The sequence below is a fragment of the Streptomyces sp. NPDC043867 genome, from assembly GCF_056435845.1.
Genome location: NZ_JBWKDS010000007.1, coordinates 203,591 through 219,967, shown reverse-complemented (window position 1 = coordinate 219,967; position 16,377 = coordinate 203,591). Strand labels below are relative to the sequence as shown.

13 protein-coding genes are annotated in these 16,377 nt (G+C 72.0%); 12 read left to right on the top strand and 1 reads right to left on the bottom strand.

From position 1 onward, the window contains the following. Window positions 1-55: 55 nt before the first annotated feature. The gene (mnmA, locus tag AC069T_RS09875; protein ID WP_478782234.1) at window positions 56-1,186 is read left to right on the top strand and encodes a tRNA 2-thiouridine(34) synthase MnmA; all 1,131 of its coding nucleotides are present in this window, start codon (window positions 56-58) and stop codon (window positions 1,184-1,186) included. 76 nt (window positions 1,187-1,262) lie between these two features. Here mnmA and AC069T_RS09870 read toward each other — a convergent pair whose 3' ends face one another. Further along, window positions 1,263-1,586 carry a DUF427 domain-containing protein gene (locus AC069T_RS09870; protein ID WP_478782233.1) on the bottom strand — a complete coding sequence of 108 codons (324 nt, stop codon included), beginning with the start codon at window positions 1,584-1,586 and terminating at the stop codon, window positions 1,263-1,265. A gap of 52 nt (window positions 1,587-1,638) precedes the next feature. Here AC069T_RS09870 and AC069T_RS09865 point away from each other — a divergent pair, with 52 nt between their 5' ends. The 11 genes from AC069T_RS09865 (at window position 1,639) to AC069T_RS09815 (ending at window position 16,257) form a co-directional block, all read left to right on the top strand. After that, the gene (locus AC069T_RS09865; protein ID WP_478782232.1) at window positions 1,639-2,178 is read left to right on the top strand and encodes an LOG family protein; all 540 of its coding nucleotides are present in this window, start codon (window positions 1,639-1,641) and stop codon (window positions 2,176-2,178) included. A gap of 16 nt (window positions 2,179-2,194) precedes the next feature. Then, window positions 2,195-2,884, top strand: coding sequence for an SDR family oxidoreductase (locus AC069T_RS09860; protein WP_478782231.1), 690 nt, complete (start codon window positions 2,195-2,197; stop codon window positions 2,882-2,884). Between the two features lie 31 nt (window positions 2,885-2,915). Then, a complete protein-coding gene (locus AC069T_RS09855) occupies window positions 2,916-3,923 on the top strand; it encodes a methionine synthase (RefSeq protein ID WP_478782230.1) in 1,008 nt (335 codons plus the stop codon). 15 nt (window positions 3,924-3,938) lie between these two features. Then, window positions 3,939-6,146, top strand: coding sequence for an NAD-dependent DNA ligase LigA (gene ligA, locus AC069T_RS09850; protein ID WP_478782229.1), 2,208 nt, complete (start codon window positions 3,939-3,941; stop codon window positions 6,144-6,146). 257 nt (window positions 6,147-6,403) lie between these two features. Next, a complete protein-coding gene (locus AC069T_RS09845) occupies window positions 6,404-8,644 on the top strand; it encodes a putative bifunctional diguanylate cyclase/phosphodiesterase (protein WP_478782228.1) in 2,241 nt (746 codons plus the stop codon). Window positions 8,645-9,369: 725 nt separating this feature from the next. Beyond that, complete coding sequence (gatC, locus tag AC069T_RS09840) at window positions 9,370-9,666, top strand: Asp-tRNA(Asn)/Glu-tRNA(Gln) amidotransferase subunit GatC (RefSeq protein ID WP_190154674.1); 297 nt, start codon at window positions 9,370-9,372, stop codon at window positions 9,664-9,666. 5 nt (window positions 9,667-9,671) lie between these two features. Next, window positions 9,672-11,177 carry an Asp-tRNA(Asn)/Glu-tRNA(Gln) amidotransferase subunit GatA gene (gene gatA / locus AC069T_RS09835; RefSeq protein WP_478782227.1) on the top strand — a complete coding sequence of 502 codons (1,506 nt, stop codon included), beginning with the start codon at window positions 9,672-9,674 and terminating at the stop codon, window positions 11,175-11,177. Continuing rightward, window positions 11,174-11,413 carry a hypothetical protein gene (locus tag AC069T_RS09830; protein ID WP_478782226.1) on the top strand — a complete coding sequence of 80 codons (240 nt, stop codon included), beginning with the start codon at window positions 11,174-11,176 and terminating at the stop codon, window positions 11,411-11,413. Before gatA ends, AC069T_RS09830 begins: the two co-directional genes overlap by 4 nt. Window positions 11,414-11,429: 16 nt before the next feature. Continuing rightward, entirely contained in the window at window positions 11,430-12,944 is a 1,515-nt protein-coding gene (gene gatB / locus AC069T_RS09825) for an Asp-tRNA(Asn)/Glu-tRNA(Gln) amidotransferase subunit GatB (RefSeq protein ID WP_478782225.1), read from the top strand. Window positions 12,945-13,213: 269 nt separating this feature from the next. Then, window positions 13,214-15,472: an MMPL family transporter gene (locus tag AC069T_RS09820; RefSeq protein WP_478782224.1), complete on the top strand. Its 2,259-nt coding sequence runs from the start codon at window positions 13,214-13,216 to the stop codon at window positions 15,470-15,472. Between the two features lie 188 nt (window positions 15,473-15,660). Beyond that, window positions 15,661-16,257 carry a hypothetical protein gene (locus tag AC069T_RS09815; protein ID WP_478782223.1) on the top strand — a complete coding sequence of 199 codons (597 nt, stop codon included), beginning with the start codon at window positions 15,661-15,663 and terminating at the stop codon, window positions 16,255-16,257. Window positions 16,258-16,377 lie beyond the last annotated feature (120 nt).

Here is a 16,377-nt window from a genome sequence, read left to right as displayed (position 1 = left end):
CTTCAACGGATACGCGCGAGCTTCGGTTCCCGGCGCCCCGTACCCTGGAGGAGCTATGACTGAGACCCCGCAGCGCCCCCGCCCCCTTCGCGTACTCGCCGCCATGTCCGGCGGCGTGGACTCCGCCGTCGCCGCCGCCCGCGCCGCCGAGGCCGGGCACGACGTCACCGGAGTGCACCTCGCCCTGTCGGCGAACCCGCAGTCCTTCCGCACGGGCGCGCGCGGCTGCTGCACCATCGAGGACTCGCGCGACGCCCGCCGCGCCGCGGACGTCATCGGCATCCCGTTCTACGTGTGGGACCTCGCCGACCGCTTCCGCGAGGACGTGGTCGAGGACTTCGTCGCCGAGTACGAGGCCGGGCGCACCCCGAACCCCTGCCTGCGCTGCAACGAGAAGATCAAGTTCGCGGCGCTCCTCGACAAGGCCCTCGCCCTCGGCTTCGACGCCGTCTGCACCGGCCACTACGCCCAGGTGATCGTCCGCGAGGACGGCACGCGCGAGCTGCACCGCGCCTCCGACATGGCCAAGGACCAGTCGTACGTCCTCGGTGTGCTCGACGACCGCCAGCTGGCGCACGCGCTCTTCCCGCTCGGCGACACCGTCACGACGAAGGACGAGATCCGCGCCGAGGCCGAGCGCCGGGGCCTGGCGGTGGCCAAGAAGCCCGACTCGCACGACATCTGCTTCATCGCCGACGGCGACACCCAGGGCTTCCTGGCCGCCCGCCTGGGCAGGGCGGAGGGCGACATCGTCGACGAGTCCGGCGCCAGGCTCGGCACGCACGAGGGCGCGTACGGCTTCACCATCGGCCAGCGCAAGGGCCTGCGCATCGGCACCCCGGCCCCCGACGGCAAGCCCCGCTATGTCCTGGACATCTCGCCGGTGGACAACACGGTGACGGTCGGCCCTGCGGACGCCCTGGACGTCACCGCCCTGACGGCCATAAAGCCCCGCTGGTGCGGCGCCGCGCCGGCCGGCCCCGGCACGTACACCGCCCAGCTCCGCGCCCACGGCGGAGAGACCGAGGTGGCGGCCGAACTGGTCGACGGCACGCTGGAGGTCACGTTCACGGAGCCCGTCCGGGGCGTCGCGCCCGGCCAGGCCGTCGTCCTGTACGACGGCACACGCGTGGTCGGCTCGGCGACGATCGCGACGACCACGCGCGCGACGAGGGCCGCCGTCTGACGGCCGCCCCGCTCCCCCATGATCGCCGGCCGCCCGCGGACCGACCCGCGGGCGGCCGGTCCCGTTCCCTCCCGGGTCAGCCGGCCTCCACCTCGTAGAAGCAGAGGTGGTCCTTGATCCGCGCGACTTCCGGCCTGGGATCGGGGTACGCCCACACCAGATCGGGCGCGTCAGGCAGCGACCAGTACGACGCCGTCCCCTTGAACGGGCAGTGCGTGTGGGTCCGCGAGGGCGTCAGCAGGTCGAGGCGGACGTCCTCCGGCGGGAGGTAGTAGCGCACGGGACAGCCCGTCTCGCGCAGCAGCAGCGGCCGTTCGCTCTCCGCCAGGACCCGGCCGCCGTGCACGACGCGTACGCGTTCCGTGCCTTGCTCGATCGTGATCGTGTGTCCTTCAGTCATACCCGGACAGCACCCGCGGGACCGGAGTTCTTCCCCCTCGTACGGTGGACCCATGAACATCTGCGTCTTCCTCTCCGCCGCCGACCTCGACGACCGCTACACCCGCCCCGCGCGCGAGTTCGCGGAACTGCTCGGCAAGGGCGGCCACACCCTCGTGTGGGGCGGCTCCGACGTCGGCCTGATGAAGGTGGTCGCCGACGGCGTGCAGGAGGCCGGAGGGCGGCTGCTGGGCGTCTCCGTCGGCTTCCTGTCGGCCAAGGCACGCGAGGGCGCCGACGAGATGGTCGTCGCGCGTGACCTCGCCGAACGCAAGGCGCTGCTCCTGAACAAGGCGGACGCCGTCGTGATCATGGTCGGCGGCACGGGGACCCTCGACGAGGCGACCGAGATCCTGGAGATGAAGAAACACGGCATGACGGAGATGCCGGTGGTGCTGCTCAACACCGCGGGCTTCTACGACGGCCTCAAGGAGCAGTTCCGGCGCATGGAGGACGAGGGCTTCCTGCCCCGGCCCCTCACCGACCTGGTCTTCTTCGCCGAGGAGCCGGTGGGCGCGCTCGCCTACCTCGAGGAGAGCCTGGGCACGCAGTGATGCGAGCATGGCGGACATGCCTACACATCTGATCACCGGGGCGGGCTCCGGCATCGGCGCGGCCGTCGCGCGCCGCCTCCACGCGCGCGGGGACGAACTCGTGCTGCACGCGCGCGACGCGGGCCGCGCGAAGGAACTCGCGGGGGAGTACCCGGGGTCGCGCACCCTGGTCGGCGACCTCGCGGACCCGGACAAGCTCTCCTGGGCCTTCTCGCACCAGTCGCTCCCCGACCGGATCGACTCGCTCCTGCACATCGCCGGCGTGGTCGACCTCGGCCCCGTCGGCGAGCTGACCCCCAAGTCCTGGCGCCACCAGCTCAACGTCAACCTGATCGCCCCCGCCGAGCTGACCCGCCACTTCCTGCCCCAGCTCCGGCTCGCCCAGGGGCACGTGGTGTTCGTCAACTCCGGCGCCGGACTGAGCGCGCACGCCGACTGGTCCGCGTACGCGGCCTCCAAGCACGGCCTGAAGGCGCTGGCCGACGCCCTGCGGCACGAGGAGCACGACAACGGCGTCCGCGTCACCTCGGTCTACCCCGGCCGCACGGCCAGCCCCATGCAGGCCAAGGTGCACCGGCAGGAGGGCAAGGAGTACGAGGCCGCCCGCTGGATCGACCCGGAGTCGGTCGCCACGGCGATCGTCATGGCCCTCGACCTTCCGCGCGATGCCGAGGTCAACGACCTGACGGTACGACCGGGCCGCTGACCTCGGCAGAGGGATTCCGTAGGCTGCCGGGGTGAGCGAAAACAGCGTGTTCAGGTCCGGGCCGGCGACCGGCGTCGGATCCATGCCGGGCGGCGACCCCCGAGAGGCCGCCAAGACCGTCGTCGGGTCGTCCGAGGACTTCCCGTTCCTGCCCGAACTGCCCGCGCGGGGCCCCGGCGCCGACATGATCGGGCGGACCGCCGGGATGCTCGTCGAGCTGTACGCGCGCGTGGAGCCCAGCGGCTGGCGCATCGGCGACCGGCCCGGACGGGACACCAGGCGGGCGAGGTCCTGGCTCGGCGAGGACCTGGACGCCTTCGAGGAGTTCACCCAGGGCTACACGGGGCCGCTGAAGGTGCAGGCCGTCGGGCCCTGGACCCTGGCCGCCGCGCTGGAACTGCGCAACGGCGAGGTGGCGCTCTCCGACCCGGGAGCCTGCCGGGACCTCGCCGGATCACTCGCCGAGGGGCTGCGGACACACCTCGCCGAGGTCCGGCGGCGCGTACCGGGCGCCGACGTCGTCCTCCAGCTCGACGAGCCCTCCCTCATCGCCGTACTGCGCGGCCGGGTGAAGAGCGCCAGCGGATACCGCACGCACCGCGCCGTCGACCGCCAGGTCATCGAGTCCACCCTGCGTGACGTCATCGGCGTGCACGACGGGGGACCGGTCGTCGTGCACGCGTGCGCACCCGACGTGCCGTTCGCGCTCCTGCGCCGGGCGGGCGCCGCGGCGATCTCCTTCGACCTCTCGCTGCTCACCGAGCGTGACGACGACGCGATCGGGGAAGCGGTGGAAGGCGGCACCCGGCTCTTCGCCGGCGTCGTGCCGGGCACGGACGCCCCATTGTCGGACCCTGCCGGTAGCGTCATGGGTGTCAGGACGCTGTGGCGCAGGCTGGGACTGAATCCGGGGCTTCTCACGGAGACGGTCACGATCACTCCGTCGTGCGGGCTCGCGGGGGCCTCCCCCGAGTACGCGCGCACGGCGCTCGCCCACTGCGCCCGGGCGGCGAGATCCCTCGCGGACAACCCTGAGTAACGGGAGGACGACACGGTGGCCGGCGACCAGGACGCACAGACCGCCTCGACCGCGCAAGCCCCGCCCACCGAGGCACGGGAGAAGCACGCGCAGCTCGCCGAGCAGATCGAGGAGCACCGCTTCCGGTACTACGTGAAGGACGCTCCCGTCGTCAGCGACGCGGAGTTCGACGAGCTGCTGCGGTCCCTCGAGGCGCTGGAGGAGGAGTATCCGGAGCTGCGGACGCCGGACTCCCCGACCCAGAAGGTCGCCGTCGAGTACGAGACCGAACTGGCCGAGGTGGAGCACCGCGAACGCATGCTCTCCCTCGACAACGTCTTCGACGACGCGGGGCTCGCGGCTTGGGCCGAGCGGGTGGCCAAGGACGTCGGTACGCCCGACTACCACCTGCTGTGCGAACTCAAGGTCGACGGCCTCGCGGTGAACCTCACCTATGAGGACGGCCGGCTCACCCGCGCGGCCACCCGCGGCACCGGCCGGACCGGCGAGGACATCACACCCAACGTGATGACGATCTCGGAGATCCCGCACCGGCTGAAGGGTGACCGCGTCCCACGGCTCGTGGAGATCCGCGGCGAGGTCTACTTCCCGATGGAGGCCTTCCAGGACCTCAACGCCCGCCGGCTGGCCGCGGGCGAGAAGCCGTACGCCAACCCCCGCAACTCCGCCTCGGGTTCGCTGCGCCAGAAGGACCCCAAGGTCACCGCGACCCTGCCGCTCCACATGGTGGTGCACGGCATCGGCGCCCTCGAGGGCTTCGACGGCATGACCCGTCTGTCGGAGGCGTACGAGCTGCTGAAGACCTGGGGCCTGCCCACCGCCCAGCACAACAGGGTGGTCGACGACCTCGACGGCGTACGGGAGTTCATCGCGGACTTCGGCGAGAACCGCCACTCCGTGCAGCACGAGATCGACGGCGTGGTCGTCAAGCTCGACGAGATCCCGCTCCAGGGACGCCTCGGCTCCACCTCGCGCGCCCCCCGCTGGGCCATCGCCTGGAAGTACGCGCCCGAAGAGGTCAACACCAAGCTCGTCAACATCCGGGTCGGCGTCGGCCGCACGGGACGCGTCACGCCGTACGCGCAGGTCGAGCCCGTGACCGTGGCCGGTTCCGAGGTCGAGTTCGCGACCCTGCACAACCAGGACGTGGTGAAGGCCAAGGGCGTCCTCATCGGGGACACGGTGGTGCTGCGCAAGGCGGGTGACGTGATCCCGGAGATCCTCGGGCCGGTCGTCGACCTGCGCGACGGCAGCGAGCGGGAGTTCGTGATGCCGGCCGAGTGCCCCGAGTGCGGCACGCCGCTGGCGCCCGCCAAGGAGGGCGACATCGACCTGCGCTGCCCGAACAGCCGCACCTGCCCCGCCCAGTTGCGCGAGCGCCTCTTCTACCTGGCCGGTCGCAAGAGCTTCGACATCGAGAACTTCGGCTACGTCGCCGCCGCGGCCCTCACCAAGCCGCTGGAGCCCGCCGAGCCGCCGCTCGTGGACGAGGGCGACCTCTTCGACCTCACCATCGAGCAGCTGCTGCCCATCAAGGCGTACGTCCTCGACCAGGACAGCGGTCTGCCCAAGCGCGACCCGAAGACGGGCGAGGAGAAGGTCGTCACCGTCTTCGCCAACCAGCTGGGCGAGCCGAAGAAGAACGCCCTCGCCATGCTGGAGAACATCGCCGCGGCCAAGCAGCGCCCGCTCGCCCGCGTGCTCACCGGCCTGTCGATCCGTCATGTCGGACCGGTCGCGGCCGAGGCCCTGGCCCGCGAGTTCCGCTCGATCGACCGCATCGAACAGGCCACGGAGGCGGAGCTGGCCGGCACCGACGGCGTGGGCGGGATCATCGCGGCCTCGCTGAAGCAGTGGTTCGCGGTCGACTGGCACCAGGAGATCCTCCGCAAGTGGCGGGCCGCCGGGGTGCGCATGGAGGAGGAGGGCTCCGGCGAGGAGGAGGGGCCGCGCCCCCTGCAGGGCCTGGTGGTCGTCGTCACCGGCACCCTCGAACACCACACGCGGGACGGCGCGAAGGAGGCACTGCAGAGCCGGGGCGCGAAAGTGACCGGTTCCGTCTCGAAAAAGACGTCCTTCGTCGTGGTGGGCGACAACCCCGGGTCGAAATACGACAAGGCAATGCAGCTGAAGGTTCCGGTTCTGAACGAGGAAGGTTTCGCGGTCCTGCTCGGACAAGGGCCGGAAGCCGCCGCTGAACTCGCACTTCCGACCGAGGAGTAGCGGTTGAGGGCCACCCGTTCGGCGCATATCAGATGCATACGGGTGGCCGGGTCGCATTCGGGCAACCGTCGACGACCGCTGCCCGTGGAAGCCTTCCGCGGCCTACTGTTGAGATGCGCGCCCGCCGTGCCCGGTTGCGGCCGGCGCGTCCCCGCGCTCCTCAGGAGCCGGGGAAGGGTTTTCCGACGCGGTACCGCTGGGGTTCGCCCGCACCGGACCGCGTGGCGTGGGCACCGCCGGCTGTGAGAGGGACGGGAATGGAACCGACCGAGAGCGCCGCTCCGGGCTCCCGGCTGCGCCTGCGCCGGATGTCCGGCGCCTGGCTGGCCGGACTCCGGACGGGGCGGCCGTCGGCGGGTGCGAGCACGGACGCCCGCGGCGTCGCCCAGCTCACCGTCGGGGACTCCCCGAGTTCCTACGGGCACACCACCGCGCGCGGCACCGGCCTGCCCGGCCAGGAGACCGAGCGACACCGGTCCTGGCCGCCCCTGCCGCCCGCGGTCGTCGCGGTGGCCGTTCTCGTCCTCGGCGCCGGCTTCTACCGCGCGTTCAGCGGGCAGCACGCCCTCTTCCCGTCCGGCACCGCGGGCTGGTCGCTGGCGGTGCTGACCGGTGTCATCGTCGGCCACCTCGTCGCCCTCGGCCGCTCCCGCTGGTGGGGCGGCACGGGTTCCGGCGCCGCCCTCACCCTCGCCGTCCTGCTGCTGTACGGCTGGGTGCCGGCCGGCATGGTCAGCCTCACCGTGGTCGTGCTCGTCGGCATCGCCCGCCGCAACCGCTGGCGGCAGGGCGTCCTGCACGGCGCAATCGACATCCTCGGCATCGGCGCCGGCGCCCTGGTCCTGGCCGCCTTCGGCCGGGTCCCGTCCGTCGAGACGCCCTGGGACCCGCAGACCTGGACCCTCTACGCGGCACCCCAGGTGGTCCTCGTCGCCGGCGGCTATCTCGCCGTCACCCGCGCCCTGCTCTGGTACCTGCACGCGCCCCGCACCGGCGGGCTGCCCACCGTCGCGCGCACCGCCCTGGCCCGGCAGGGTCTCGTCGCGGTCGCCCTGCTGGGCATCGCACCCCTCATATGCGTGGTCGCACAAGCACTCCCGCTGCTGCTGCCGCTGTTCTCGATCCCGCTCATCGCGCTCGACTCCACCCTGTGGATCGCCCGCGCCCGCGCGGAGGAGCAGCTGCGCGACCCGCTGACCGGGCTCCCCAACCGGCAGTGGCTCCTCGAACGGACCTGGACCGCGCTGGACGACGCCGAGCGGATCGGGGCCCGTGCCGCCCTGATGCTGATCGACCTCGACCGTTTCCGCTCGGTCAACGACACGCTGGGGCATCTCGCCGGGGACCGGCTGCTGCTGCAGATCGCCGACCGGCTGCGGCTCGCCCTGCCGCGCGGCGCGGAGGCCGCACGCCTCGGCGGGGACGAGTTCGCCGTGTTACTGCCGGTCGCGGACTCCACGACGTCCGCCACGCGGGTCGCCCGCGGGCTCGTCGCCGCCCTCGGCTCGCCGCTCGACCTCGACGGGCTCACCCTCGTCCTGGAGGCCAGCGCCGGCCTCGCCGTCTTCCCCGACCACGCACTCGACGCGGAGGGGCTGCTGCGCCGCGCGGACGTCGCGATGTACCAGGCCAAGCGGGACCGCACCGGCGTCGAGGTCTACGAGTCCAAGCGGGACTCGAACACCCCGGACCGGCTGGGCCTGCTGGGCGACCTGCGCCGGGCCCTGGACACCGGTGACGTCGAACTGCACTACCAGCCCAAGGTCCGCTTCGACGGGCAGGTGGCCGGGCTCGAGGCCCTGGTCCGCTGGGTGCATCCCGAGCGGGGGAAGGTGCCGCCGGACGAGTTCATCGCCATCGCCGAGTCGTCCGGGCTGATGCCGCACCTCACGGAGTACGTGCTGGAGACGGCCCTCGCGCAGGTCGCGCGCTGGCGGGCGCAGGGACTGTACGTGCCGGTCGCGGTGAACGTGTCGCCGCGCGACGTCCACACGCCCGGGTTCGCCGGCTCGGTCGCCGCCCGGCTCGCCCGGCACGGGGTGCCCGCCGGGGCTCTCCAGCTGGAGATCACGGAACACGTGCTGCTCGAGGACCCGCAACGTGCCGCCGACACGCTGGCCGCGCTCACCGGGCACGGCGTGAAGATGTCGCTCGACGACTTCGGCACCGGCTACTCCTCGCTGGTGCACCTGCGGCGGCTGCCCGTCAGCGAACTGAAGATCGACCGGTCGTTCGTCGCGCGGCTGGCCGTCGACGCCGAGGACGCGGCGATCGTGCGCTGCACCGTGGACCTCGCGCATTCGCTCGGGCTGCTCGTCGTCGCCGAGGGGGTCGAGGACGACGAGACGTGGGAGCGGTTGCGGGACCTCGGCTGCGATGCCGTTCAGGGGTGGCTGGTCGCTGCGGCGATGCCTCCGGAGGAGGCCACGGCGTGGTTGCTCGCGCGGGGGGTCCGGGGGTGGCAGCGGCCTCGCGCCGCGTTGCCCGCGGCGGAGTAGGTCTCCCTTGTCCGCGGGTGCGCGTCCTGCCGGCCTTCGGCCGGGTTGTTGCCCGCCCACGCACCACCCGTAACCGTCTCCCGACAGGTCGGGCTCTCTCGTGGGGCCTCATCGCCGTCGGCGTCCGTCCGTTCGTGAGTGGTCTTGTCCCGCGCGCCGCCCGTGACCGACTTCCGGCAGGCTGGGCTCTCTCGTGGGGCCTCATCGCCGTCGGCGTCCGTCCGTTCGTGAGTGGTCCTGTCCCGCGCGCCGCCCGTGACCGTCTCCCGACAGGTCGGGCTCTCTCGTGGGGCCTCATCGCCGTCGGCGTCCGTCCGTTCGTGAGTGGTCTTGTCCCGCGCGCCGCCCGTGACCGACTTCCGGCAGGCTGGGCTCTCTCGTGGGGCCTCATCGCCGTCGGCGTCCGTTCGTTCGTGAGTGGTCTTGTCCCGCGCGCCGCCCGTGACCGTCTCCCGACAGGTCGGGCTCTCTCGTGGGGCCTCATCGCCGTCGGCGTCCGTCCGTTCGTGAGTGGTCTTGTCCCGCGCGCCGCCCCTGACCGTCTCCCGACAGGTCGGGCTCTCTCGGGGGGCCTGCTCGCCGTCGGCGTCCGTCCGTCGTCGGTGGCCTGCGTCCGTGCCGCCTCCGTGTCCCTGCCGGGGTCCCGGGGAAACCCGTGCGCGGGCACCCGTACCGGCGCCATAGGATTGGGGCCACACCACACTCACTCACCCCAGAGGATCTGCATGCCTGGCATCACGCGCGAGGAGGTCGCCCACCTCGCACGGCTGGCGCGTCTGGAGCTGAAGGGCGAAGAGCTCGACCACTTCGCAGGCCAGCTCGACGACATCATCGGCGCGGTCGCCCGCGTCAGCGAGGTCGCCGACCAAGACGTACCGCCGACCTCTCACCCGCTGCCGCTGACGAACGTCATGCGTGCGGACGAGGTCCGTCCGTCGCTCACCCCCGAGCAGGCGCTCTCCGGCGCCCCGGCCCAGGAGCAGCGGCGTTTCAAGGTGCCGCAGATCCTGGGGGAGGACTAATCACCATGACGGACACCAACGTCAACATCATCAGGCTGACCGCCGCGGAGATCGCCGGCAGGATCGCCGCCGGTGAGCTCACCGCCGTCGAGGTCACCGAGGCCCACCTCGCCCGCATCGGCGCGGTCGACGAGAAGGTCCACGCCTTCCTGCACATCGACCGCGAGGGCGCGCTGGCCCAGGCCCGCGCCGTCGACGCCAAGCGGGAGCGGGGCGAGCGGCTCGGCCCCCTCGCCGGCGTGCCCCTCGCGCTCAAGGACATCTTCACCACCGAGGGCGTCCCGACCACGGTCGGCTCCAAGATGCTCGAGGGCTGGATCCCGCCGTACGACGCGACCGTCACCAAGCGGCTGAAGGACGCCGACGTCGTCATCCTCGGCAAGACCAACATGGACGAGTTCGCCATGGGGTCCTCCACCGAGAACAGCGCGTACGGCCCGACCGGCAACCCGTGGGACCTCACCCGCATCCCGGGCGGCTCCGGCGGCGGTTCGTCCGCGGCGCTCGCCTCCTTCCAGGCGCCGCTGGCCATCGGCACGGACACGGGCGGCTCGATCCGCCAGCCTGCGGCCGTCACCGGCACCGTCGGCGTCAAGCCGACGTACGGCGGCGTCTCGCGCTACGGCATGGTCGCCTTCTCCAGCTCCCTCGACCAGGGCGGCCCCTGCGCCCGTACGGTCCTGGACGCGGCCCTGCTGCACGAGGTCATCGCCGGGCACGACCCGCTCGACTCCACCTCCATCGACGCGCCGGTCCCGCCGGTCGTCGAGGCCGCCCGCAACGGCAGCGTGGCCGGCATGCGTGTCGGTGTCGTCAGGCAGTTCTCCGGCGAGGGCTACCAGGCCGGTGTCGTCCAGCGGTTCACCGAGTCGGTCGCCCTGCTGAAGGAGCTCGGCGCCGAGATCGTCGAGCTGGACTGCCCGTCCTTCGACCTCGCCCTGTCGGCGTACTACCTGATCGCGCCCTCCGAGTGCTCCTCGAACCTCGCGCGCTTCGACGGCCTGCGCTACGGCCTGCGCGTCGGTGACGACGGCACCCGCTCGGCCGAGGACGTCACCGCCGTCACCCGTGAGGCGGGCTTCGGCGACGAGGTCAAGCGCCGCATCATGCTCGGCACGTACGCGCTGTCCAGCGGCTACTACGACGCCTACTACGGCAGCGCCCAGAAGGTCCGCACGCTCATCACGCGCGACTTCGAGAAGGCGTTCGAGCAGGTCGACGTGATCGTCTCGCCGACCACGCCCACCACCGCCTTCCCGATCGGCGAGCGCGCCGACGACCCGATGGCGATGTACCTCGCGGACCTGTGCACCATCCCGACCAACCTGGCGGGCAACGCGGCCATGTCCCTGCCCTGCGGTCTCGCGCCGGAGGACAACCTCCCGGTCGGCCTGCAGATCATCGCCCCCGCGATGAAGGACGACAGGCTGTACAAGGTCGGCGCCGCCGTCGAGGCCGCCTTCGTGGAAAGGTGGGGGCACCCACTGATCGAGGAGGCTCCGTCGCTGTGACCGCACTGACCAAGGCCAAGGGCTTCAAGAAGTCCAAGTCCGGCACGTACCTGTCCATCGCGACCACCGCGTTCGGCGCCCTGAGTGTCGCCAAGCAGGCCAAAAAGGCCCGGCTCGAGAGCGACACCCTGCGGCTGATCGACGCGGCCGTGTCCGCCGCCGCCATCGTCACCGGCCTCGCCATCCTCTACCGGGAGCTCAAGCGCCTGGGCGACGACGACGTCCTGCTGGGCTGAGAGGGAAGTTTTCACCGTGACCACCACGACCGACCTGGTGTCGTACGAGGACGCGCTGGCGTCGTACGACCCCGTCATGGGCCTCGAAGTCCATGTCGAACTCGGCACCAAGACGAAGATGTTCTGCGGCTGTTCCACCACGCTGGGCGCCGAGCCCAACGCGCAGACCTGCCCGACCTGCCTCGGCATGCCCGGCGCGCTGCCCGTGGTGAACGCGATCGGTGTCGAGTCCGCCATCAAGATCGGCCTCGCCCTGCACTGCGAGATCGCCGAGTGGTGCCGCTTCGCCCGGAAGAACTACTTCTATCCGGACATGCCGAAGAACTTCCAGACCTCCCAGTACGACGAGCCGATCGCCTTCAACGGCTATCTGGACGTCCAGCTGGAGGACGGCGAGGTCTTCCGCGTGGAGATCGAGCGCGCCCACATGGAGGAGGACACCGGCAAGTCCACGCACGTGGGCGGTGCCACCGGCCGCATCCACGGCGCCTCCCACTCGCTCCTCGACTACAACCGCGCCGGCATCCCGCTCATCGAGATCGTCACCAAGCCGATCGAGGGCGCGGGCGAGCGCGCTCCCGAGGTCGCCAAGGCGTACGTCGCGGAGCTGCGCGAGCTCATCAAGGCGCTCGGTGTGTCGGAGGCCCGCATGGAGATGGGCCAGATGCGCTGCGACGTCAACCTGTCGCTGCGCCCGCACGGCCGGGAGAAGTTCGGCACGCGCAGCGAGACGAAGAACGTCAACTCGCTGCGCTCCGTGGAGCGTGCGGCCCGGTACGAGATCCAGCGCCACGCCGCTGTCCTCTCCTCCGGCGGCACGATCATCCAGGAGACCCGCCACTTCCACGAGGACACGGGGTCCACGACCTCGGGCCGGGTGAAGGAGGAGGCCGAGGACTACCGGTACTTCCCGGAGCCCGACCTCGTCCCCGTCGCCCCGTCCCGCGAGTGGGTCGAGGAACTGCGCGCGGGGCTGCCCGAGCAGCCGCTGGCCCGCCGCAACCGGCTGCGCGAGGAGTGGGGCGTGAACGCCCACGACATGCAGTCGATCCTCAACGCGGGCGCGATCGACCCGATCGTCGCCACGATCGAGGCCGGTGCCGACGCCGCCTCCGCCCGCAAGTGGTGGATGGGCGAACTGGCCCGCAGCGCCAACGAGTCGGGCCGGCCCCTGGAGGACCTCCCGATCACCCCGGCGCAGGTCGCCCGGGTGGCGCAGCTGGTCGCCGCCGGCGACCTGAACGACAAGCTCGCCCGCCAGGTCATCGAGGGCGTCCTCGCCGGCGAGGGCACCCCGGACGAGGTCGTCGACAAGCGCGGTCTGAAGGTCGTCTCCGACGAGGGCGCGCTGACGGCGGCCGTCGAGGAGGCCATCGCCGGCAACCCGGGCATCGCCGACAAGATCCGCGGCGGCAAGGTCCAGGCCGCGGGCGCGCTCGTCGGCGCGGTCATGAAGGCCACCCGGGGCCAGGCAGACGCGGCCCGCGTCAAGGAGCTGATCCTGGAGAAGCTGGGCGTCGGCGAGGGCTGAGTTCCACAACTCCGTAGACCCGAGGGGGACGCGCCGATCCCGGTGCGTCCCCCTCGGTGCGTCCTCGGCCGTCACGGTGAGCGACCGAGCCCGCTGACGTGGCCTGTGAGGTGGCTCGCCGCCCTGTGAGTAAGCCCACGAAACGGACAAAGGATCTTTTCCGGCTGTAAGAGTGTCTGAACATTGCTCATACGTTCTTTGCGGGCTGTTCAGTTACATTGTCGGCTGTTCCCGATCAAAGACTTGTACATCATTCAGGGAGCACGTCCGTGGCAGCCCTTGCGCGCTGGTGTGTCCGGCACCGCCTCGTCGCCGTCCTGCTGTGGCTTCTCGCCCTCGGCGGCACCACCGCGGCCGCCGCCGTCACGGGCTCCGCGTACTCGAACGACTACGAGGTCCCCGGCACCGAGTCCGGCCGCGCGTTCCAGCTCCTGCGGGACGGCTTCCCGGGCCTCGGCGGCGACAGCGACACCGTGGTGTGGCGCACGACCCCGGGCACCGTGCGCTCCGCCGACGTCGAGCAGACGATGACCCGCGCCCTGGACCGGATCGCGGACCTGCCCGGCGTCGCCTCGGTCGTCAGCCCGTACGAGGGACGGCACAGCGGACAGATCAGCGCCGACGGACGTACGGCGTACGCGGCGGTCACCTTCGACGGCCGGGCCGAGACCGTCGGCAAGGCCGAGGCGCAGGCCGTCGTGGACACCGCCAGAGCCGCAGCGACCGACGGGCTCCAGGTGGAACTGGGCGGCACCGCCGTCGCGGCCACCGAGCCGGCGGGCGGGCATCTCGCCGAGGTCGTCGGCGTGCTCGTCGCCGCCGTGGTCCTCTTCCTGGCCTTCGGTTCGTTCGCCGCCTCCATGCTGCCCATCGCCACCGCGCTCGTCGGCGTCGGCACCGCGTACGCCGCGATCGTGCTCCTCGGGCACGCCATGACCGTCGCCGACTTCGCCCCCATGCTGGGCATGCTGGTCGGGCTCGGGGTGGGCATCGACTACGCGCTGTTCATCGTGACCCGGCACCGGCGGGGCCTCAGACGCGGGCTCCCGGTGGCCGAGGCCGCGCAGAACGCCGTGGCCACCACCGGCCGGGCGGTCGTCTTCGCGGGCGCCACCGTCTGCATCGCCCTGCTCGGCATGCTCATCCTGCGGCTCGGTTTCCTCAACGGAGTGGCCGTCGCGGCCTCCCTGACCGTGGTCCTCACCGTCGCCGCCTCGGTGACCCTGCTGCCGGCCCTCCTGTCCTTCATCGGCCCGCGCGCCCTGAACCGGCGCGAGCGGCGACGACTGTCCGAGCACGGACCCGAGCCGGAGATCCCGACCGGACTGGCCGCCCGCTGGTCCGCCTTCGTGGAGCGCCGGCCGAAGCTGCTCGGCGGCCTCGCCGTCGTCGTCATGGCGCTGCTCGCGCTGCCCGCGTTCTCCCTGCACCTGGGCACCTCCGACCAGGGAAACGGCCCCACGTCGTCGACCACCCGGCAGGCCTACGACCTCATCGGCGACGGCTTCGGGCCCGGCCGGAACGGCCCGCTGACCATCGTCACGCCCGTCGGCGGCGGCGCGGACCGGCTGGCGCTCGACAACCTCGACGCCACGCTCCGGTCCACCGAGGGCGTCGCGGCGGTGACACCGGCGACGTACAACTCCGCGGGCGACACCGCGTACCTCACCGTCGTCCCGGAGTCGGCGCCGCAGTCCCGGCGGACCAGCGAACTCGTCGACCGGCTGCGGGGCGAGGTGCTGCCGCGCGCCGGGACGGGCACCTCGCTAGATCTGCACGTCGGCGGGGTGACGGCGAGCTACGACGACTTCGCGGACGTCATCGTCGGCAAACTCCCGCTGTTCGTGGGCGTCGTGATCGGACTCGGCTGCCTCCTGCTCCTGGTCGCCTTCCGGTCCCTCGGCATCCCCCTGAAGGCCGCCGTCATGAACATCGCCGCCGTGGCCGCGGCCTTCGGCGTGGTGGTGGCGATCTTCCAGTGGGGCTGGGGCAGCGAACTGCTCGGACTGGGCAGGGCCGGGCCGATCGAGCCCTTCCTGCCCGTGATCATGGTCTCGGTCCTCTTCGGGCTCTCCATGGACTACCAGGTCTTCCTGGTCAGCCGGATGTACGAGGAGTGGCTGGAGACCGGCGACAACCGGCGGGCCGTCCGGGTCGGCCTCGCCGAGACCAGCCGTGTCATCAACTCGGCCGCCGTCATCATGATCTCGGTCTTCCTCGCCTTCGTGCTCAGCGGCGACCGCGTCATCGCGATGTTCGGCATCGCCCTCGCCGCGGCCGTCGCCCTCGACGCCTTCGTCCTGCGCACCCTGCTCGTCCCCGCCCTGATGCACCTGCTGGGCGGCGCCAACTGGTGGCTGCCGGGCTGGCTCGACAGACGGCTGCCGCGCATCAGCATCGAACCGCCCGAGTGCCGCGCCGCCCATGTCTCCCGTGCGGCCGTCCCGGGGAGCCGCACGGACGACCGCACGCCGACCGGCGCACGGGCGGCCGAGCGGCGGCAGGACGCGGCGGACGCCGCCAGGTGACGACGGACGCACGGCGGCACGTGCCGGGTGAGGACGGACGTACGGCGGCACGTGCCGGGTGAGGACGGACGTACGGGACGGCGCCGGGGGACGGCCGGGTCGGCCGCGTCACCTCGTGCGCCGATCGTTATGTACGGACACAGACAACATTAAGAAACCTCTCAGACTCCGTCCGTACCGTGCCCCGCATGGGAACCAAGACAGCCGACGACGCCGGGACCGAGACCGGCACCGAGGCGCAGAGCGACGAGAAGACCGTGGACGTCACCAAGACCGCCGTGCCGGTGGTGACCGAGGAGCAGGACCGGGACGGGACCGAGGCGCAGGCCGAGGACCGGGAAGCCGCCGGGACTCCCGAAGCCGCCGAGCCCCCGGAAGCCGCCGGGCCCGCGTCCGGCGTGGGCCAGGGCGCCGCCGCCGTCGTCTCCGCCGGACTCGGTGTCGTCTCGCTCACCGGCAGCTGGGTCGCCACCGTGGCCGCCGCGCGCGAGACCCTCGTCGGCCAGCTGCAGACCTCCTCGTCCGCGAGCGTCGCCAAGCAGGTCCAGGAGGTCTACGGGGACGCCTGGCAGGCCACCGCGCTGATCGGCGGCCTCTTCGCGCTGGCGGCCCTGATCGTCGGCGCCGTGGTGCTGGCCCGGCCCGCCTTCGGCGCCCCCGGCAGGCCCCAGGCCCCCTGGATCAAGTCGGTCGCCTGGGCGGGCGTCGCGCTCGGCGTCCTCGGACTGCTGCTCGCCGTCGCCAAGTACTCCGACCTGCTGCTCGGACTGCCCTCCACGAGCTGAGACACCGCGAAGCCCGCATCACCTGAGGGGCCTTAGAGCCGCCGTGAGCCGTTCACGGCCGGTCTAAGGCCCCTCGCGCGTTCAAGATGCGGAACTCTCCCGATGTGCCGGACCCCCCTG